This is a genomic window from Caulobacter sp. FV1ye6ST (assembly GCF_058681225.1).
Map to the genome: position 1 here is coordinate 3,805,340 of NZ_CM178733.1, position 17,804 is coordinate 3,823,143.

At 67.6% G+C, this 17,804-nt stretch carries 20 protein-coding genes; 13 read left to right on the forward strand and 7 right to left on the reverse strand.

The genetic code is table 11. The annotated features are described in order from the left end of the window. Nucleotides 1–53 precede the first annotated feature (53 nt). Nucleotides 54–932 (forward strand): hypothetical protein, encoded by an 879-nt coding sequence (locus ACW175_RS18220; protein WP_492101401.1) that lies wholly within the window; start codon nucleotides 54–56, stop codon nucleotides 930–932. Here the strand turns inward: ACW175_RS18220 and ACW175_RS18225 are convergent. Together ACW175_RS18225 and ACW175_RS18230 are read right to left on the reverse strand one after the other, a co-directional pair. After that, nucleotides 929–1,705 carry a protein NO VEIN domain-containing protein gene (locus ACW175_RS18225; protein WP_492101402.1) on the reverse strand — a complete coding sequence of 259 codons (777 nt, stop codon included), beginning with the start codon at nucleotides 1,703–1,705 and terminating at the stop codon, nucleotides 929–931. The two genes, ACW175_RS18220 and ACW175_RS18225, sit on opposite strands and share 4 nt — an antisense overlap. A 39-nt stretch (nucleotides 1,706–1,744) precedes the next feature. Then, complete coding sequence (locus ACW175_RS18230) at nucleotides 1,745–2,287, reverse strand: hypothetical protein (RefSeq protein ID WP_492101403.1); 543 nt, start codon at nucleotides 2,285–2,287, stop codon at nucleotides 1,745–1,747. Nucleotides 2,288–2,380: 93 nt separating this feature from the next. On the opposite strand from ACW175_RS18230, the gene ACW175_RS18235 reads away from it, so the two are divergent. After that, a complete protein-coding gene (locus ACW175_RS18235) occupies nucleotides 2,381–2,569 on the forward strand; it encodes a hypothetical protein (protein WP_492101404.1) in 189 nt (62 codons plus the stop codon). Continuing rightward, the gene (locus ACW175_RS18240) at nucleotides 2,566–3,186 is read left to right on the forward strand and encodes a glutathione S-transferase family protein (RefSeq protein WP_492101405.1); all 621 of its coding nucleotides are present in this window, start codon (nucleotides 2,566–2,568) and stop codon (nucleotides 3,184–3,186) included. Before ACW175_RS18235 ends, ACW175_RS18240 begins: the two co-directional genes overlap by 4 nt. Here the strand turns inward: ACW175_RS18240 and ACW175_RS18245 are convergent. Beyond that, nucleotides 3,116–4,201 (reverse strand): M15 family metallopeptidase, encoded by a 1,086-nt coding sequence (locus ACW175_RS18245; protein WP_492101406.1) that lies wholly within the window; start codon nucleotides 4,199–4,201, stop codon nucleotides 3,116–3,118. The genes ACW175_RS18240 and ACW175_RS18245 overlap by 71 nt on opposite strands. 100 nt (nucleotides 4,202–4,301) lie before the next feature. On the opposite strand from ACW175_RS18245, the gene ACW175_RS18250 reads away from it, so the two are divergent. Beyond that, a complete protein-coding gene (locus tag ACW175_RS18250; RefSeq protein WP_492101407.1) occupies nucleotides 4,302–5,390 on the forward strand; it encodes a L,D-transpeptidase family protein in 1,089 nt (362 codons plus the stop codon). A 72-nt stretch (nucleotides 5,391–5,462) separates the two neighbouring features. On the opposite strand, the gene ACW175_RS18255 is transcribed toward ACW175_RS18250, so the two are convergent. Continuing rightward, on the reverse strand, nucleotides 5,463–6,227 hold the full coding sequence (locus tag ACW175_RS18255) for a class I SAM-dependent methyltransferase (protein ID WP_492101408.1): 765 nt from the start codon (nucleotides 6,225–6,227) through the stop codon (nucleotides 5,463–5,465). A 164-nt stretch (nucleotides 6,228–6,391) separates the two neighbouring features. Here ACW175_RS18255 and ACW175_RS18260 point away from each other — a divergent pair, with 164 nt between their 5' ends. The 4 genes from ACW175_RS18260 (at nucleotide 6,392) to ACW175_RS18275 (ending at nucleotide 9,908) form a co-directional block, all read left to right on the forward strand. Then, entirely contained in the window at nucleotides 6,392–8,494 is a 2,103-nt protein-coding gene (locus ACW175_RS18260) for an acylase (protein ID WP_492101409.1), read from the forward strand. An 82-nt stretch (nucleotides 8,495–8,576) separates the two neighbouring features. Beyond that, nucleotides 8,577–9,212 carry a beta/gamma-crystallin gene (locus ACW175_RS18265; protein ID WP_492101410.1) on the forward strand — a complete coding sequence of 212 codons (636 nt, stop codon included), beginning with the start codon at nucleotides 8,577–8,579 and terminating at the stop codon, nucleotides 9,210–9,212. A 12-nt stretch (nucleotides 9,213–9,224) separates the two neighbouring features. Next, a complete protein-coding gene (locus tag ACW175_RS18270) occupies nucleotides 9,225–9,689 on the forward strand; it encodes a beta/gamma crystallin-related protein (protein ID WP_492101411.1) in 465 nt (154 codons plus the stop codon). Nucleotides 9,690–9,770: 81 nt separating this feature from the next. Then, nucleotides 9,771–9,908, forward strand: a complete 138-nt coding sequence (locus ACW175_RS18275; RefSeq protein WP_099580356.1) for an entericidin A/B family lipoprotein — start codon at nucleotides 9,771–9,773, stop codon at nucleotides 9,906–9,908. A gap of 30 nt (nucleotides 9,909–9,938) precedes the next feature. Here the strand turns inward: ACW175_RS18275 and ACW175_RS18280 are convergent. Further along, a protein-coding gene (locus ACW175_RS18280) for an IS5 family transposase (protein WP_492101412.1) occupies nucleotides 9,939–10,702 on the reverse strand; the annotation gives its coding sequence in 2 pieces (ribosomal slippage) (nucleotides 9,939–10,364 and nucleotides 10,367–10,702; 762 coding nt in all). 76 nt (nucleotides 10,703–10,778) lie between these two features. Next, entirely contained in the window at nucleotides 10,779–10,949 is a 171-nt protein-coding gene (locus ACW175_RS18285; protein WP_492101413.1) for a hypothetical protein, read from the reverse strand. A gap of 280 nt (nucleotides 10,950–11,229) precedes the next feature. Here ACW175_RS18285 and ACW175_RS18290 point away from each other — a divergent pair, with 280 nt between their 5' ends. The 5 genes from ACW175_RS18290 (at nucleotide 11,230) to ACW175_RS18310 (ending at nucleotide 16,211) form a co-directional block, all read left to right on the forward strand. Further along, nucleotides 11,230–11,625, forward strand: a complete 396-nt coding sequence (locus ACW175_RS18290) for a DUF983 domain-containing protein (RefSeq protein ID WP_492101414.1) — start codon at nucleotides 11,230–11,232, stop codon at nucleotides 11,623–11,625. Between the two features lie 104 nt (nucleotides 11,626–11,729). Further along, nucleotides 11,730–11,885, forward strand: coding sequence for a DUF3309 family protein (locus ACW175_RS18295; RefSeq protein WP_099580360.1), 156 nt, complete (start codon nucleotides 11,730–11,732; stop codon nucleotides 11,883–11,885). Between the two features lie 87 nt (nucleotides 11,886–11,972). Then, nucleotides 11,973–13,415: an MFS transporter gene (locus ACW175_RS18300; RefSeq protein ID WP_492101415.1), complete on the forward strand. Its 1,443-nt coding sequence runs from the start codon at nucleotides 11,973–11,975 to the stop codon at nucleotides 13,413–13,415. Nucleotides 13,416–13,456: 41 nt separating this feature from the next. Then, complete coding sequence (locus ACW175_RS18305) at nucleotides 13,457–14,215, forward strand: DUF599 domain-containing protein (RefSeq protein ID WP_492101416.1); 759 nt, start codon at nucleotides 13,457–13,459, stop codon at nucleotides 14,213–14,215. Between the two features lie 706 nt (nucleotides 14,216–14,921). Continuing rightward, the gene (locus ACW175_RS18310) at nucleotides 14,922–16,211 is read left to right on the forward strand and encodes a glycosyltransferase family protein (RefSeq protein ID WP_492101417.1); all 1,290 of its coding nucleotides are present in this window, start codon (nucleotides 14,922–14,924) and stop codon (nucleotides 16,209–16,211) included. Here ACW175_RS18310 and ACW175_RS18315 read toward each other — a convergent pair. Further along, entirely contained in the window at nucleotides 16,208–17,791 is a 1,584-nt protein-coding gene (locus ACW175_RS18315; RefSeq protein ID WP_492101418.1) for a TolC family outer membrane protein, read from the reverse strand. The genes ACW175_RS18310 and ACW175_RS18315 overlap by 4 nt on opposite strands. Nucleotides 17,792–17,804: the final 13 nt, after the last annotated feature.

Here is a 17,804-nt window from a genome sequence, read left to right on the forward strand (position 1 = left end):
ATTGTTGACGCCCTTCTGTCCCCGCCTTCCCGGGCGGCCGCACACTGGCGGGCATGAAAACACATCCCGACGCCCGCCCGAATTGGTTCCGGCTCTCGGAGGACTCCTGGGCCAAGATCGCCGAGGCTTACAAGAACGGCGCGACCGCCGCCGAACTCGGCGCCAAGTGGAAGGTCTCGCCGACCAGCATCTACCGCCACGCTTGCAAGAACGGCTGGACCAAGAAGGCGCATGGCGACGCCGTGGCCCGCGCCCACGCCGAGGCCCAGACCGAGGCGGAGGCGGCGCGCTTCCGGCAGCCCGCGCCCCTGCCCGGCGAGATCTGGCTGACGGACGCCGACGCGGTGGAAGCTCTCAACGCCGCGCCGCTGTCGACGGCGCCCTCCGATCTGCGCAACGCCGCCTTGGCGCGTCTGGCGGCGGCGATCCACGACGGGCGCGACCACGAGGCGCTGCGACTGACCACCCTGGCCGACCGGCTGGCGCGGCTGACCGCGCCGGAGCCGCCTTCGGACGCCGCCCTCACGGGCGCGACCGCCGACGGCTTCGACGACGAGCGCGCCAAGCTGCTGATGACAGGCTTCGTCGACTGGCGGCCGACGAGGGCGGCGGTCGAGCATGAGACCGACCTGATGTTCCGCAGCATCTACCTGCTGGCCCTGGCCATGCTGCTGGCCCCCGAGCGCGTGCCGGCGCTGTTCAAGCGGCGGGTGATGCGGTTTCGCCGCGACTATCTGGGCGAGGACGACGCCGACGCGCTGGCGGCGGCCGAGCGCACGACGGCCTACGCGCTGAAGGAGCTGGACATCACGTTCATGGACTTCAACGGGCCCGAGCCTCGTCCGGCCCGCAAGGTCCCGGCGCGCACCTGGCCGCCGTCCCGTCCGCCCTATCCGAGCCGGCGGCGCCTGGCCGGGTCCGGGACGCCCTAACCGAACGGCGGCTTCATCCTGTAGAACCGCGCCTCGCCCAGCAGGTCGTAGACCCGGCGGATGCGGAAGGCCTCGGGGCGGGACTCGGCGAGGTCGAACTCGCTCTGGCTGAGGCCGAAGGGCGAGACGTCGCCGGACAGGGTGGTCTTGACGACGATCAGGCGCGGGCTCTCGTCGAGGCCGAAGGCGATCACGTCGCAGCCGTCCGGATCGCCGTCGCGGGACGGACGGATCTTGGCCGCCAGGTCGGGCCGGCCCCGGTCGGCAAGGCGACGGGCCTCGAAGGCGATGATGCTGGAAACGCCCAGCCCCTTGAGAAAGCGGTCTTCGGCCTCCCGGGAGCCCATGTCGAAACGCTGGATCACCCGGATCAGGCGTTCGTCCATCGGCATCGGCCGGGGCGGCGCGGCCTCGATCAGCGGCACGGCCGGCGGGGCGGTGAACAGCGAGGCCGGTCGGACGGCGGCGCTGAGCAGAGCCGGCTTGGCGGCCAGTTGCTCCTCGACCGCCTCCAGCAGGGCCATGTCGTAGGACCAGCGCGGCGGCTGATCGCGCAGGATCGGCAGGCCGATCAGCGACAGCACGGCCGAGATTTCGCCCTGCTTCCAGATGATCGGCATGTCGGACTTGCCGGTTACGAAGCGGACAGTGCGATCGTGGGCGCTACGATCCACCGGCTTGCCGGCGAGGGTCTTCTCCAGTTGGGCGACATAGTCGCCCACGACCACCGCGAGGTCAGCCCCCGTCCACTCGCGTCCCGATTCCCCCGTCATCGGACGATGATGCGTTACCGCGAGGGCTTACGCCACAAGCTAGGGTAAGCTCGGCTGTTTCGCCGCGCCCGCCACGGCCATGGGCGCGTCCTGCACGGGCATCTGGTCGGTCTGCAGCTTGGCGGCCTCCATGGCGCGACGGACGGTGGTGACCGGCGCGGCGGAATCGACCTTGAAGGTCAGCACCGCGGTGTGGGCAGGGTTCTCGCCCAGATTGGCGAAGCCGCCGGTCCGCTCGGCGTTGAAGGTCACGCCATAGGTGCGGTTGGCCAGCACCCGGCATAGCAGCACGAAGGTCTTCTGGTCGTTCAGCAGCCGGGGTGTCTTCACGCAGTCCATCGGCTCGGCGCCCGGCGCGGGGGCATAGTTCCAGGCGGCCGGGGCCATCTGCTGGTCGAAGGCCGCCTTCAGGATCAGCACGCCCGGCGCGACGGTCTGGTCCTGGGCCGGATAGGTCGAGACGAGGTTCGGCGGCAGGGTCGGCGGCAGGATCAGGATCGGCGAGACCGTGTTGGGTCCCTCCTGGGGCGTCAGCCGGGTCTGGGCGTGGACCACCGTCGCCGTCAGGGCGATGAGGACCATCAAAAGGGGAACCGAACGGGGCGACAACATCTTTCCAGACTGTCCTTCAAGCGCGGCCTTCTCAAGGCGCCATTCGAGGCCTACATCGCCTTCATGACCGATAAAACCGAAGTCCCGCCCCCTGAAGCGCAGGACGGCGAAACGCCGATGCAACGCGCCTTGCGCCTGAAAAAGGCCGCCCAGGGCAAGCACGGCCACGGGGCCAAGGCCTCGACCGGCAAGATCGAGCGCTCCAGCGTCGCGGCGCCGACCGGCAAGTCCAGACCCTGGATGACCCGGTGACGATCCCCAAGGTCCTCGGCCGCACCTCGTCCATCAACGTCCGCAAGGTCCTCTGGACCCTGGACGAGCTGGGCCTGGCCTATGAGCGCGAGGACTGGGGCCAGGGCTTCGCCCCCACCAACGACCCGAAGTTCGTGGCGTTGAACCCCAACGCGCTGGTGCCCGTGCTCATCGACGAGCACGGCCCTGTCTGGGAGAGCAACGCGATCTGCCGCTATGTGGCGGCCGATACTCCGCTGTTCCCGACCGACCGCCGCCAAAGGGCGCTGGTCGATCAGTGGATGGACTGGCAGTGCACCGAGCTGAACACCGCCTGGCGCCACGCCTTCGCCGGCCTCGTCCGCAAGACGCCCGGCTTCGACGACCCCAAGCAGATCGCGGCCAGCGTCACGGCGTGGAACGCGGCCATGGGCCTGCTCAGCGCGCGGCTGGTCGACACCGGCGCCTATGTCGCTGGCGAGCACTTCACGCTGGCCGATATCGTGCTGGGCCTGTCGGTGCATCGCTGGCTGTTCAGCCCGATCGAGCGCGAAGAGTGGCCGACGCTCAGCGCCTATTACGAACGGCTGCGGGAACGGCCGGCTTTCCGGACGTGGAGTCTTCCGGAGGTTCCGTGACCACCGGCTCGGAGCCCTCCTGGGGCAGGCTGGAGATCGGCACGCCGGGCAGCAGCGGCTCGCCGGTCCATTCCCAGTGCCAGGGCTCATAGGCGTAGTTGACGAAGCCGAAGCGCGGCGCGTTCACGATCATCCAGCGATAGAGCGGCGAGCGCGCCATGACGAGACGGTTGGCGTCGGCCGAGCTGTCTGGGCGCAAGCCCGGCGCGGCGTCGATCACCACGTCCATGGCCAGGCCCGTGCGGTGGGCCGAACAGATGGTGCGGATCAGGCCCTGGCAGTTGCGGTCGCGCGCGCAGCGCTGGGCGTCGGCGTCCGGGGCGCGGTAGCCGGAGAAGATCATCAGCGACTCCGGGCGAGACAGCACGCCCGCCGCCCGGGCGGCGTCGGCCATCCGGCGATAGGCCTCCAGCGCGGCGGGCCGCATCTGGATGACCTTCCCGCCATAGCTTTCCTTGGGACCGGCCTGGGCCAGGTTGGCCTCTGGCGGCGCGCCGGGGCAGACGCCTTCGCGGTTCACCCGCACGAACGGCCGCGCCAGGTGCCAGCGGACCAGCATCGCCCCGAACACCGCCGGATCGACGACGCCGGTCTTGGGCAGGCCGTGCGCGCCCTGCCAGCGGGCCAGGGCCGAGGCGAAGCCGTTCGAGCCGGGACCGCAGGTCGTGCCGATCTCGGCGGCGATGCGGGGGGCATAGATCTCCCAGCCGGTCTCGGGCTTGCCGAACGGCGTCCAGGCCAGGGTCGACAGCGAGGCGGCGTTGACGGCGGCGGCGGTCTCGGGGGCGTCGGTCCCATCGCAGGTCTCGGCCGCGCCGGCCAGCGGCGTCAGGGCCGAGGGCGGATCGATCGAGGCGAAGTGTTGGTTCGCCGGCGCTTCATGGGCGGCCTCGTCACGAGGCATGGCGACCGTCGGCGCGGTTCCGTTCGAAGGCCAGGTCGCCCATAGCCAGAACCCGCCGAACGCCAGCAGCAGCAGGCCCAAGCCCCAGAGCAGTCGGCGCAACGCCTTCAAGTCATTCCTCGCATCTGGCCTCGCGCCTCGTGGAACTTCGCCATGGCTCAAGGCTTGAGCACGGTGAGTCGTTCCCGCCTGTTGGCCCGCTGGAGTCTATATGACCGTCCTGGTTTCCCGTTTCGCCCTGATCGCCGTGTTGGCCCTGTCGGCCTGCGACGACAAGCCACCGGCCAAGCCCGCGCCGGCCAAGACGGTCCAGAAGTCCGCGCCCGCCCAGCCCCCGGTCGTCGCCGCCCCGCCGGCCGCCGCGGCCAGCTCGCCGCTGGCCCAGACGATCAACGCGGCCACCTTCGATCCAGCCGCCACGGATCCCGAGGCGCACCGCAACCTGCTGATCCGCATCCAGACCCTGCTGGACCGCGCCCACTTCTCGCCGGGCGTCATCGATGGTCGGGACGGCACGAACCTGACCCTGGCGATCAAGGCCTTCCAGACCTCGCGGAGCCAAGCGGCCGACGGCGCGATCACGCCAGCGTTGGTCGAAACCCTGACCGCCGGCGACGCCGGGCCGGTGCTGGTCGACTATACGATCACCGCCCAGGACGAAGCCGGCCCGTTCTCGCCGCCAATCCCCACGGACGACTACGAGGCAATGGCCAAGCTGCCGGCGCTCGACTACATGACCCCGCTCGAGATGCTGGCAGAGCGGTTCCACATGGACGAGGCGTTGCTGCGGGCGCTGAATCCCGGTGTCGACTTCGGCGTCGCGGGGACGACGATCGTGGTGACGGCGGCCGGCGCCGACACCCTGGATCGCAAGGTCGACCGCATCGAGATCGACAAGGCCCTTGGCCAGGTCCGCGCCTTCGACAAGGACGGCGCCCTGCTGGCGACCTATCCGGCCACGGTCGGCAGCACCGAGCGTCCCGCTCCGTCCGGCGAATGGGCCGTGCGCACCCTGGCGCCCAACCCGACCTACACCTACGACCCGTCGCGCCTGACCTTCGGCAAGCCCAAGGGCAAGCTGACCATCAAGGCCGGGCCAAACAACCCTGTGGGCTCCACCTGGATCGACCTGACCAAGGACACCTACGGCATCCACGGCACGCCCGATCCGAAGCTGGTCAACAAGCGCGCCTCGCATGGCTGCGTGCGCCTGACCAACTGGGACGCGGCCGAGCTGGGCTCGGCCGTCAACAAGGGCGCCAAGGTGGTGTTCATGGGCGCGGAAGCGCGGGCAAAATAGCCCTTCTACCCGAACCAAAACTCGTCATCCCGGAAGCCTCGTAGAGGCTGTCCGGGATGACAAGTATTTGAATCACTTCGGCTTGCGGAACTTCAGGATGAACTGATCCGTCTTCCCGCGAATGCTGGGGTCGAACACGCTCGCCGTATGCGGATCCTCCTTGCTCGCCAGCAGCGGGCTCTCGGCTTCCAGCTTGAAACCCGCCGCCTCGACCTCGGTCTTCACGGCGGCGATGTCGATACGGTGCAGGCTGTCGGCGCCGCTAATCCCCGAGCCGGCGCTGGCGGCGTGGTCGATGACCAGGAAGACGCCGCCCGGCTTCAACGACTTGAAGATCTCGGCATTGGCCTTGGCGGCCGTGTCGGCCGGGAACGACTTCAGGTGCTGGTCGTGATAGTTCTGGACGGTGATCGCCACGTCGGCGCCGTCCGGCAGGTCCAGCGCGGTCATCGGACCGTTCAACGGCTTGACGTTCGAGAGCGCCGCCGCGACCGCCTTCTGGTCCTCGCCATACTTGGCCTTGAACTGGATGAACTCGGCCGGCTGATAGGCATAGACCACGCCCTTGGGACCGACGGCGGCCGACAGGATGCGGGTGAAGTAGCCGCCACCCATGATGTAGTCGATCACCGTGTCGCCCGGCTTGACGCCGGCCAGGGCCAGCACCTCGCCCGGATGGCGAGCGGCGTCGCGGGCCGCGTCAGCGGCCGGACGCGTCGGATCGGCCAGGGCCTTGGTGATGTTGGCCGGGACCTGGGCGAACGCGCCGCCGCCGACGCTGAGCGCCCCGAAAGCCAGAACGCCGGCGAGTACCGAAACCAAGTGCTTGCGAGCCATGAGCCGCCTCCCTCTTTGCTTAAACTGAACCTAGCAGCCCAGTTAGGGATGGCGAACGACGTTATCGCGACGTTTCAGCCAGCTTTCGTCGAAACCGGCTCTAGGCACGACCAAGCGCGCCCCGCATGATCGTCGGTAACGAATAATGGGCTGGGGAGGCTCGGATGAAGTGGATCCTGCGCGGGATCGGCGCCTTGTTGGCGCTTGTGGTGCTGGCGGCGGCGACGCTGATCGTCATCGACCAGGCCAGCCTGCCCAAGGCCCCTGCCCGTCAGACCCTGCTGGCCAAGGCCAAGGCCTATGACGTCCGTATCCGCCGCGACGACTGGGGCGTGCCGCACGTGCTGGGCAAGACCGACGCCGACGCCGCCTTCGGCCTCGGCTACGCCCAGAGCGAGGACGACTTCGCCACCCTGCAGGACGTGGTGCTGGCCACCCGCGGCGTGCTGGCCCGCGACAAGGGCAAGGCCGCCGCGCCGACCGACTATGTCACCGCCCTGCTCGACGTCTGGCCGACCACCAACGCGCACTATGGCGAGCTGCCGGCTGAGCTGCGCAGGATCATGGAAGCCTATGCCGACGGGGTCAGCGTCTATGCCGCCAAGCATCCGGAGAAGGTCAAGGCGGGCCTGCTGCCCCTGACCGGCCACGACATCGAGGCCGGCTTCGTCTTCAAGCAGCCGTTCTTCTACGGCCTGGACGGCGAGCTGAAGCACCTGACATCACCCGGCGCGCCGCCCCCGCCGGCCAAGGGCTCCAATGGCCTGGCGACCGCGCCCGCCCGCGGCGCCGACGGCGCCACGCGCCTGCTCGTGAACTCACACCAGCCCTATACCGGCCCCGTCGCCTGGTACGAGGCGGTGGTCGAGAGCGGCGAAGGCTGGCACGTGGCCGGCGGCTTCTTCCCCGGCGCGCCCTTCATGCTGCACGGCCACAACGCCAATCTGGGCTGGGCCAATACGGTCTCCAAGCCCGACCTGGTGGACATCTACCGCCTGACCATCAACCCCGCGAATAGGAACCAGTACCGGCTGGACGGCCAGTGGAAGGACTTCGACAAGCGCTACGTCACCCTGCGCGTGAAGCTGCTGGGCCCCATCGTTCTGCCGGTGAAGAAGGCCGTGCTGCGCTCGGCGCACGGACCGGTGCTGGAGACCGATCACGGCGTCTTCGCCATCCGCTACGCCGGCATGGGCGAGTGGCGCCAGCCGCTGCAGTACTGGCGACTGAACCGCGCCCGCACCGTCGAGGAATGGCGCGCCGCCATCGCCACCCACGCCATCCCCAGCCTGAACTACGTCTATGCCGACAAGGCCGGAAACATCGGCTTCGTCCACAACGGCCAGTATCCGAACCGCACCGTCGAGGCCGATTGGAAGGGCATCCTGCCGGGCGACCGCTCGGACCTGATCTGGCGAGGCTATCGCCCGGTGGATCAGATCCCGCAGCTGTGGAATCCGAAATCGGGCCTGGTGTTCAACTCGAACAACAGTCCGTTCCAGGCCAGCGAGGCGGCCGACAACCTCAAGCCCGAGGCCTTCCCCGCCTCGATGGGCCTGCAGACCAACATGACCAACCGCGCCTGGCGGGCGCTTGAGACCTTCGGGACCGACCACGCGATCACCGACGCCAGCTTCCGCGCACACAAGTTCGACGTGGCCTTCAGTGACCGCTCGTCGGTGATGGAGATGGTCCGCGAGGTCATCGCGATCGATCCCAAGGGCGACGCCGACCTCGCCAAGGCCCAGGCGATCCTGCGCGCCTGGGACAAGAAGGCCGACGTGCACGATCGTGGCGCGGCCCTGGCGGCGCTGATGAGCCAACCGATCCTGTTCGCCCGCTCGAACGGCGATCCGGCCCCGACGCCGCTGGCCAGCCTCCAGGCGGCGATCAAGCAGCTGAAGACCCACTTCGGCCGCCTGGATCCCGAGTGGGGTCAGGTCAATCGCATCCGCCGGGGAACCGTGAACCTGCCGATTGATGGCGCGGCGGACACCTATCGCTCGGTTTGGGGCAAGCCCGAGAAGGACGGCACGACGACGGCGGACGGCGGCGACACCTTCATCATGTTCGTCACCTGGGACAAAGCCGGGACGCTGCGCTCGGAGAGCATCCACCAGTTCGGCTCGGCCACCCTGGACGCCGCCTCGCCCCACTATGCCGACCAGACGCCGCTGTTCGTGGCCATGAAGACCAAGCCGGTCTGGTTCACCGAGGAGCAGTTGAAAGGACACGTCAAGGTCGACTATCGCCCGATCGATCGTTAACTTTCACAGCTAGACCGTTCAGGCGCCGTTCAGTTGGGGAACGGCTAGGTGCCGACAACGAAGCTTTCGTGGGGAAACAGACATGCGCAAGACCCTCGGCCTGACGGCCCTTTCCGTCATCGCCCTTTCCGCCTCCCTGGCGGCCAGCGCCGCCTCGGCCCAGGCGCCGAACTGGAACGGTCGCTACGACGATCCGCCGCGTGGCTCCTACACTCAGTCGTGCCGCGAGATCACGGCCTTCAACGGCCAGGTCTGGGCCCGGTGCCAGAGCAGCCGCGGCGGTTGGGAGTGGACCAGCGCCCGCGCGCGCGACTGCGGCGGCCAGGGTCTCGAGAACCGCGACGGTCGCCTGCAATGCGCGGGCTTCAACGGTCCGGGTCAAGGCGGCGGCGGTTGGGGCGGCAATAATGGCGGCGGCTGGAACAACGGCGGCGGCGGTCGCCCCGGTGGTGGCGGCGGTTCCCGCGACGGCGTCGTGCTGTTCGAGGACCCCAATTACCAAGGCCGCGCCTTCGAGGTGAACGGCGACATGCCCGACCTCGGCGCCGTGAAGTTCAACGACAAGGCCTCGTCGATCCAGATCGGTCGCGCCGGCGGCCGTTGGGAGATCTGCGAACACGCCAACTATCAGGGCCGCTGCAGCCGCCTCGACGCCGACCAGGCCATCCTGCCCCGTGAATGGAACGACGCGATCAGCTCGATCCGTCGCGTCCGCTAGGAGCTCGCCAATATGCGCAAGATCGCTTTCCTGATCGCTTGCGGGGCCATCGCCCTGGTGGCCACCGGCGCCGTGGCCCAGGACCGCTACCAGGGCCGCGACGATCGCTATGACCGTCGTGACGACAGACGTGATGACAGACGTGATGACCGTCGCGACGATCGCCGTGACGGCCGCTGGGGTCCCGGCGACCGTCGCGACGATCGCCGTGACGGCCGCTGGGGTCCCGGCGGCGAAGTCGTGCTGTTCGAGCACGACGGCTTCCGCGGCGAGGCCCGCCCGCTGCGCGGCGACATGCCGGACCTGGGCCGCATCGGCTTCAACGACCGCGTCTCGTCCATGCGCATCTCGCGCGGATCGTGGGAGTTCTGCGAGCACGCCTACTATCAGGGCAAGTGCTGGCGCTACGACTACGATATGGCCAGCCTGCCGAAGAAGCAGAACGACCGCTACAGCTCGGTCCGCCGGGTGCGCTGATCCTTAAGCCGCGCCGGGCTCTTGAAGCTCGACGCGGCCCACGGTTAAGGTCCGCCGCCTTCCAAGCTGGAGCTCTGATCTATGCGTAAGTTCGTCGTTCTCGCCGCCGCCGCGGCGGCCCTGCTGGTCTCGGCCTGCAACACCATCGAAGGCGCCGGTCGCGACGTCTCGTCGGCCGGCAAGGCCGTCGCCGGCGCCGCCCGCGACGCCAAGCACTAACCCGCCCCAAGCCCTAGGTTCTGTGGACACTTACCGCAGCCATAGGACGATGGCGGCGAGGGTGACGACGGCGAGGTAGTTCCTGGCGGTCTTCTCGAAGCGAGTGGCGACCCTGCGGAACTGCTTGAGCTTGGAGAAACAGCACTCAACGAGGTGGCGCTGGGCGTAGAGGGCCTTGTCCAGCGCATACTTGCGGGCGCGGGACGGATTGTTGGGAATGACGGCGATAGCGCCCTTGTCGGCGATGGCCTGGCGCAGGTGGTCGGCGTCGTAGGCGGTGTCAGCCATGACGACCTTGGCGGGGAGATCCTGGATCAACGGGCCGGCCTGGGGCGCGTCGCCCTTCTGTCCGGCGGTGAGGGTGAAGTTGACCGGGCAGCCCAGGCCTCGGACGGCCATGTGGATCTTGGTGCTCAGGCCACCGCGCGAACGACCAATGGCCTGATCTTCAGACCCCCTTTTTTTGCCCCCGCCGCATGCTGGTGGGCGCGAACGATGGTGGAATCCACAATCAGGTATTCAAAGTCTGGATCGTCCGACATCGCCGCGAAGATCCGCCACCACACCCCCTTGGCGCTCCATCGACTGAAACGCCGGAAGACGCTGTTCCAGTCGCCGAACACTTCGGGCAGGTCGCGCCAGGGCGAGCCCGTCCGGACCAGCCAGAGCACGGCCTCGACAAACATCCGGTTGTCGCGGCCTGTCGAGCCCTTCTGATCCGGACGGCCAATGATCAGCGGCTCAATCCGCGCCCATGCCGCGTCGTCCAAGACAAGGCGATCCATCACACCCAAGGCTGCCTCCAAAAGACAGCTTTGAATCACAAGCCTAGTTCAATGGGAATCCTAAGAGTCCACACCACCTAACCCGCTAAGCATCTTCCTCGCGCGAGGTCTCGGCGCCGATCGTCCGCTTCTCATGCGGCGCGACGGCGCTGTCCGGCGCGTGACGGACGGCATGTTCGGCCTTGGAGGCGCCGTCGCCCTTTCGTGGCGGCGTCTCCTGGCCGGTCTCGTGTTCGGTGGGGCGTTCTGGAGCCATGGCGCGCCTCTTGTGCAATCCAGGCGATCAACGCCGGCGCCCGACAACTGTTCCCGTCACCTCCGGTCAGGAAGAGACGGCGGCTTTTGAAATAACCGCCATCGACCACGCCCAGTGGCGCGGCCAGAGGCGATACCGTTTGCATTGCTTGATCGAAATAGATTCACGATGCGCTGGGTTCTACGTCCTTCAAAAATCTACAAGATCTTACGCCAAGCCTGGACATATCGTCGCCGTGCGACGGCTGGTCGCCCTTTTCCCGCCGGATCCGAAAGCGCATATGAACGGCATGTCAGAGTTCAGCACCTCCGCACCGCCCATGCTCGTCGGCCTCGCGCGCGGCGTAAGGCATCGCTGCCCCAACTGCGGCGAGGGCCGGCTGTACCGCGCCTATCTGAAGGTCGAGCCGGTGTGCGAGGCCTGCGGCCACGAACTGGGCAGCTATCCGGCCGATGACGGCCCGGCCTATTTCACGATCCTGCTGGTCGGCCACCTGATCGTGGCGCCGCTGCTGTTCTTCCGGTGGATCTGGGAGGCCTCGCCCTTGATCGTCGCGCCCCTGACCCTGATCCCCTTGGCGGCGCTGACCCTGCTGCTGCTGCCGCGCGTCAAGGGCGCGGTGATCGGGGCGCTGTGGGCCATCCGCCTGCGCAAGGCCGAGGACACCCCGGCCTAGATCGGAAGCAGACAAAGCGGAACCGACAAGCGGCACCGCGAATTCCGAAGTCCTGACCTAGCGTCGCCACGGTGGCTGACGCGGATTGGAGGGAACCTCGGACCATGCTCGGCACGATCCTCATCATCATCCTGATCCTGGCCCTCATCGGCGCGCTGCCGACCTGGGGCCACAGCCGCTCGTGGGGCTACTTCCCCTCCGGCGGCCTCGGCCTGATCCTGATCATCCTGATCATCCTCGTTCTGCTCGGCCGCATCTAGCGTCCCGTTCCGGAGGCGTGGACAGCAAGTCCTTGCTCCGGAACGATGTTCGCTTAAGCTCCCCTCCCGAACGGGAGGGGAGTTCACATGACGGCGACCGCCGACGCGGCTTCCGAATCGCGCCTGTCGCCGGTGGCCCGCGCCAAGGCCATATTGGGCGGCTCGGCCGGTAACCTGGTCGAATGGTACGACTGGTTCGCCTACGCCGCCTTCACGCTCTATTTCGCGCCCGCCTTCTTTCCCAAGGGCGATCAGACCGTACAGCTGCTGCAGGCGGCGGCGGTCTTTTTCCTGGGCTTTGTCGCGCGCCCGATCGGCGCCTGGCTGATGGGGATGTACGCCGACCACGCCGGCCGTCGCGCGGCCCTGTCGGCCTCGGTGGCGCTGATGTGCGGCGGCGCCCTGATCATCGCCATCACCCCTGACTTCAAGACCATCGGCCTGTGGGCCCCCGCCATCCTGCTGCTGGCCCGCGTGCTGCAAGGCCTGTCGGTCGGCGGCGAGTATGGGGCCAGCGCCACCTATATGAGCGAGATGGCCGGCAAGGCCCGTCGCGGCTTCTGGTCCAGTTTCCACTATGTGACCCTAATCGCCGGGCAGCTGATCGCGCTGGGCGTGCTGATCGTGCTGCAGCGGATCCTGGGCGAGGCCGAGCTGAAGGCCTGGGGATGGCGTGTCCCATTCATCATCGGCGCCCTGCTGGCCGTTATCGTCTTCTGGATCCGCCGAGGCCTGGAAGAGAGCATCGCTTTCAAGCGCCCCGCCCAGCGCGAGACCCTGTCACGCGGCCAGGTGGCCAGCGCCGCCGCCTTCCTGGTTTTGACGGTGATCGCCGGCGTCATGGGCGTCACCACCGGCCCGCTGGCCAAGCCCGGCCAGTATCTGGGCGCGCTGTTCCTGGTGCTGTTCTTCGTGTCGCTGATCGTACCGCTGGTTCGCCGCCATCCGCGCGAGAGCCTGCTGATCATGGGCCTGACGGCCGGCGGCTCGCTGACCTTCTATGTCTACACCACCTACATGCAGAAGTTCCTCGTTAACACGGCGGGCTTCAGCAAGGGCCAGGCCTCGGAGATTAGCGCGCTCAGCCTGATCGGCTTCATGCTGGCCCAGCCCCTGGCCGGCTGGCTGTCCGACAGGATCGGCCGCAAGCCGATGCTGATCCTGGCCTTTGGCGGCGGGGCCCTGACCATCTGGCCGATCATGACCGGCATCAGCCACGCCACCTCTGTGACGAGCGCGCTGCTGCTGATCCTGGCCGGCATGGCCTTCCAGTCCTGCTACACCTCGATCAGCGCCGTGGTGAAGGCCGAGATGTTCCCGGCCGAGATCCGCGCCCTGGGCGTCGCCCTGCCCTACGCTCTGGCCAACGTCCTGTTCGGCGGCACGGCCGAGATGGTCGCCCTGGCCTTCAAGCACGAAAAGCTCGAGAGCACCTTCTACCTCTACGTCGCCGCGGTGATGACCGTGGGCCTCGTCTGCTCGGTCCTTCTGAAGGACACGATGCGCAACAGTCTGATCCACGAGGACTGAACCTGGTTTTCCGACTCCCCGCGTCCGTCTAGGCTTAGATCATGTCGCCGTCTCAACTGTTCGACCTCTTCTCCGTCGCGGTCTTCGCGTTCTGCTGGCTGTTGTACGAGCCCATGCTCAAAACCCTGGGCGCGGGCGGCGGGGTGCTGAACACCGACATGACCGTCATCCGCCGGCGGTGGATGCAGGAGATGGCGGTGCGCGAGATCGCGCTGCTGGACGGCCAGTTGCTGGGCCACGCGATCAACTCGGCCAGTTTCTTCGCCTCCTCGAACCTGATCCTGATCGCCGCCGCGGCCGGGGTGCTGTTCGGCGGCGACAACGCCTGGAAGAGCGTCGAGGGCCTCGCCGTGCTGGCCAAGACCACGCCCGTGATGTTCCAGATCAAGCTGGGCCTGGTGCTGGTGGCCCTGGCGCGCGGCCTGCTCGACTTCATCTGGTCGATCCGCCAAATGAACTACTGCCTGGCCGCGATCGGGGCCGCGCCGATGTGGGCCCCAGCCACCGTGCTAGCCGAATACGCCGAGGCCGCCGGCGGCATTCTCAATCCGGCGCTGTCGGCGTTCAACGCCGGCGTCCGGGCCTACTACTTCGCCTTGGCGGCGGCGGTCTGGCTGCTTGGCCCCTTGCCGTTCCTGGTCGCCACTCTGGGGGCCATGCTGCTGCTGCTCTGGCGCCAGCGCCGCAGCAGCGCCTCGATGGCCGTCCGCAAGGTCCGCCAGATCCTGGAACGTCAGCCGGTCGTCCACGGCCCGCATCTGGCGCGACAGAACGGCACGCCGCCGGAAGACCGAATTTAGGACGATCGCGTTCGGCAAGCTGGGCTGGAGGAACGCCGACGCGCGCGCGGCGTTCTCCTGGCTGCGCCTCCAGAGACCTCAGCTAGGCTCCTCAATCGGCAGCCCAGATGCAATAAGCCCCGCCGGCGAATCGGTCACCGGCGGGGCTAATGGGAAGTCTTGTGGGTAGACAAGACATTCTTACCTTAACCTGGGCGGCTTCGCAACCGCCCTGCGGCGGGAATCTGACATTTCGTTGTGAATTCGGTACGCAACTTACGATATTGTAAGGCGAGACTGAGTTTCCTGCCGGACGGCTGGTAATATCGGGCAAAAAGCCCAGCCAACCGACGAAAGAAATCCGACTTTTCGTTTTATAGAGTTACCTGAAATAGCATAAATTCTTAAGGCGGCAGTCCAAACCGAAACTAATAAACTCTATTTCCCACCTCCCGCTAAAGAACATCCACGCACTACGCTTTTCTGAACATCGATTACACCCGAAACCGAGCGAAAATTTAACGATCATTCCCCGATCAGGCGAAGCCCGTTGCGGTTTCTCGCCGGAGCGGATGGCCGATCGCTGATCCGAGAACGCCCGACTCCCGCATAGCGCGTGAATTCCAGGAACGGCGTCGCCATGGCGCTCTTTGTGGTCTCGCATGCGAGCGACGCGGTATAGGTTTCGCGGCCTGATCTTTCGCGGACCGTCCTTTCGCCGTTGCCCATGAAATCCCACCTGCTCGCGCTTTGGCGAAACCTTCCGGCCCCGCTACGCCACGCGGCCCATACGACGGTGCAGGCGCCCGGCGCTCTGACACGGGCCGCGACCGAGGTGATCAACAAGGAAATGGAAGCCGCCGCCGAGCGCCGCGCCCAGGCGCGCGCGCGACGACGCGCGCGCAGACGCGACCTGCCCGCGACACTGCCCGTAACCATCGTCGGCTTCCATGGCGCCGTCCATGGACTGGGCGAAGGCGCCCGCATGCTGGCGCGGGGGTTCGCCGACGCCGGACTGCCGACCCGGACCGTGGACTTGTCGGCCCAGGTCGGTTTCCCGATTGAGCTGCCCGCCGCCTTCCCCCCGCCGACGGATGGCGAGACGGGCGTGGTCATCTCGCACATCAATCCGCCCGAGCTGCTGCGCTGGGCTCGCGACACCGAAGGCCGCCCGCTCGAAGGCCGCCGTCACATCGGCTACTGGGCTTGGGAGCTGGAAGACGCGCCGCGAGACTGGATCCCCGCCTTCGATCTGGTCGACGAGGTCTGGACGCCCTCGGCCTTCGCCGCGAACGCCATCCGCAAGATCGCCCCGCCGCGCATCAAGGTCACGCCCGTCCCCTACCCCCTCTATCTGAACCCGCGCCCACTGGCCGACCGCGTCCGCTTTGGCCTGCCGACCGACCGTGTCGTGGTGCTCATGGCCTTTGACCTGCGCTCGACCGCTCAGCGCAAGAACCCGCAAGGCGCATTGAGAGCCTTCCAGGCGGCCGTCCAGGCGGCGAAAAGGCCCGCCCTGCTGGTTTGCAAGGTGGTCGGCGCGGATCTCTACGCCGAGACCTTCGAAGCGTTGCGGCGAGAGGTCGCCGACGATCCTTCGATCCGGCTGATGACCGAAAACCTGTCGGCGCGAGACATGGCGATGCTGACGCGCAGCAGCGACATCGTGCTGTCCTTGCACAGGTCCGAGGGCTACGGCCTGCTGCTGGCCGAGGCCATCTGGCTGGGCAAGCCGACCCTGGCGACCGGCTGGTCGGCCAACGTCGAGTTCATGGACCCGGCCTCCAGCCGCCTGGTCGACTTCGAACTGATCCCGGTCGAGGGCGACGGCGCGATCTATCGCACGGGGCGCTGGGCCGACGCCGACGAGGCCGACGCGGCCGAAAAGCTGGCGCGCATGCTCCGTGACAACGCCTGGCGCTCAGAGCTCGCCGCCGCGACGGCGCGCAACCGCCATGTCTCGTTCGACCGCGACGCCTGGCTGGCGATGACCGCCCGGCTCTTGCCGCCCGCCTAGCCCTTGGGCGCGGTCGCGACCGGCGCGTCGTCGCTCAGGGACTTCAGGTCGTTGATCGACTCCGGCGACTTCACCTTGTCGGCCGAGATCGGCGTGGCCGGCAGATCGGAGGCCGGCGGCCGGATCGGCGTCGTATCGCCAGCCTTGGGCTTCTTCGCCGCCATCGGCAGAGAGACGTGATCGAGCGTCCGGATGATCAGCTCGGTCGGCAGCATGCCCTTGTACCGAACCTTCTTGAAGTTCCGCTTCGGATCGTACGACTGGACGCCCGGCGCCAGGTCGCCGACCTCGAGCGTGCCGAGCTGGGCCAACAACTGAACGCGGCCGGTATATTCGATCGCGCGGCTGCGCACGAAGTTCAGCTGAGCGTTCAGCAGTTCGGCCTGGGCGTTCAGCACCTCGATCGTGCTGCGCAGGGCGAAACGCTCTTCCTCGCGGACACCGTAGAAGGCGACCGTGTCGGCCTTCATCTCGGCCTCGATCGTCACCAGGGTCCTCCGCGCGGCGACCAGGTTGTCCCAATACTGCGAAACGCTGAGCACCATGTTGCGGCGCGCATCCTCGATCAGCAGCTTGTCGCGGTTGTTCTCCTCCAGCGACTGGCGAACGGCGGAATTCAGCTGGCCACTGCTGAACAGCGGCTGGGTCAGGGTGATGCCCGCGGTGAGGGTGTCGGTGCGAAGGGAAGGGCCAACGCTCAATGAGCCGCCCGGGCCATTCGTGTAATCGGCGCGCGCGCTGACCGAGAACAGCCGTTGCGCGCGGGCTTCGGCGACGCCCAATCGCGAAGCCTCCTCGGTGTAGAGCGCGGACATCAGCGACGGATTGTTCTTTTCGGCGGTATCGAACGCTTCGTCCAGGGTGGAGGGCAGGCCGTCGATGTCGGGCTCCGGCTCCAGCTGCTCGGGCACGCGTCCTACCAGCGACGCGTAGTTGGCGACGCTGACGTTCAACTGGGCCTGGGCGTTCGCGACCTGGGTGCTGGCGGCCGCGAGACGGGCCTTGGCCTGCTCGACGTCGGTCAGGGTGACCTGGCGCACCGAATACTTGTCCTGAGTGTCCTGCAACTGCTTGGCCAGCCAGGACTCGGCGCCGCTGCTGATGCGGAGGACCTCGCGGTCGCGATGGACCGACACGTAGGCGCTGGTCACCCGGACCAGCAGATCCATCTCCAGGCGACGCAGGCTCTCGCGCGAAGACTTGATCTGGGCTTCGATGCCGCCGAGACGCGCCGCATAGCGACCGTTCGTATAGAGGGCCTGGCTGACCGAGAGCTGGTTGGTCTGGGCCGCCGCGTCATTGGCGGTGTCGCTCGGCAACCGCGCGAACTTCTGCCGGGTATAGTTCTCCGACACCGAGGCGCTGGCCTGCAGGCCGTAGGCCGCGCGCGCCTGGGTGTAGTTCTCGTCCAAGGCGCGCATGGCGGCGCGCTGAGCCTGGATGTTCGGATTGCTCTGATAGGCGGCGGTGATCGCGTCGGCCAGGGTCTCGGCGTGGGCGAGCTCGGCGCGACCGCTCAAGGCCAGGGCGAGGGCCAGGGCAATGACGGACGAACGAACGGACAGGACTTTCGACAGCACTCGCGTTTCCTAG

Coding starts and splice junctions, on each gene's coding strand:
- ACW175_RS18220 (WP_492101401.1), top strand. CDS start 54: ATGAAAACACATCCCGACGCCCGCCCGAATTGGTTCCGGCTCTCGGAG.
- ACW175_RS18225 (WP_492101402.1), bottom strand. CDS start 1,705: ATGACGGGGGAATCGGGACGCGAGTGGACGGGGGCTGACCTCGCGGTG.
- ACW175_RS18230 (WP_492101403.1), bottom strand. CDS start 2,287: ATGGTCCTCATCGCCCTGACGGCGACGGTGGTCCACGCCCAGACCCGG.
- ACW175_RS18235 (WP_492101404.1), top strand. CDS start 2,381: ATGACCGATAAAACCGAAGTCCCGCCCCCTGAAGCGCAGGACGGCGAA.
- ACW175_RS18250 (WP_492101407.1), top strand. CDS start 4,302: ATGACCGTCCTGGTTTCCCGTTTCGCCCTGATCGCCGTGTTGGCCCTG.
- ACW175_RS18255 (WP_492101408.1), bottom strand. CDS start 6,227: ATGGCTCGCAAGCACTTGGTTTCGGTACTCGCCGGCGTTCTGGCTTTC.
- ACW175_RS18260 (WP_492101409.1), top strand. CDS start 6,392: ATGAAGTGGATCCTGCGCGGGATCGGCGCCTTGTTGGCGCTTGTGGTG.
- ACW175_RS18265 (WP_492101410.1), top strand. CDS start 8,577: ATGCGCAAGACCCTCGGCCTGACGGCCCTTTCCGTCATCGCCCTTTCC.
- ACW175_RS18270 (WP_492101411.1), top strand. CDS start 9,225: ATGCGCAAGATCGCTTTCCTGATCGCTTGCGGGGCCATCGCCCTGGTG.
- ACW175_RS18275 (WP_099580356.1), top strand. CDS start 9,771: ATGCGTAAGTTCGTCGTTCTCGCCGCCGCCGCGGCGGCCCTGCTGGTC.
- ACW175_RS18285 (WP_492101413.1), bottom strand. CDS start 10,949: ATGGCTCCAGAACGCCCCACCGAACACGAGACCGGCCAGGAGACGCCG.
- ACW175_RS18290 (WP_492101414.1), top strand. CDS start 11,230: ATGAACGGCATGTCAGAGTTCAGCACCTCCGCACCGCCCATGCTCGTC.
- ACW175_RS18295 (WP_099580360.1), top strand. CDS start 11,730: ATGCTCGGCACGATCCTCATCATCATCCTGATCCTGGCCCTCATCGGC.
- ACW175_RS18300 (WP_492101415.1), top strand. CDS start 11,973: ATGACGGCGACCGCCGACGCGGCTTCCGAATCGCGCCTGTCGCCGGTG.
- ACW175_RS18305 (WP_492101416.1), top strand. CDS start 13,457: ATGTCGCCGTCTCAACTGTTCGACCTCTTCTCCGTCGCGGTCTTCGCG.
- ACW175_RS18310 (WP_492101417.1), top strand. CDS start 14,922: ATGAAATCCCACCTGCTCGCGCTTTGGCGAAACCTTCCGGCCCCGCTA.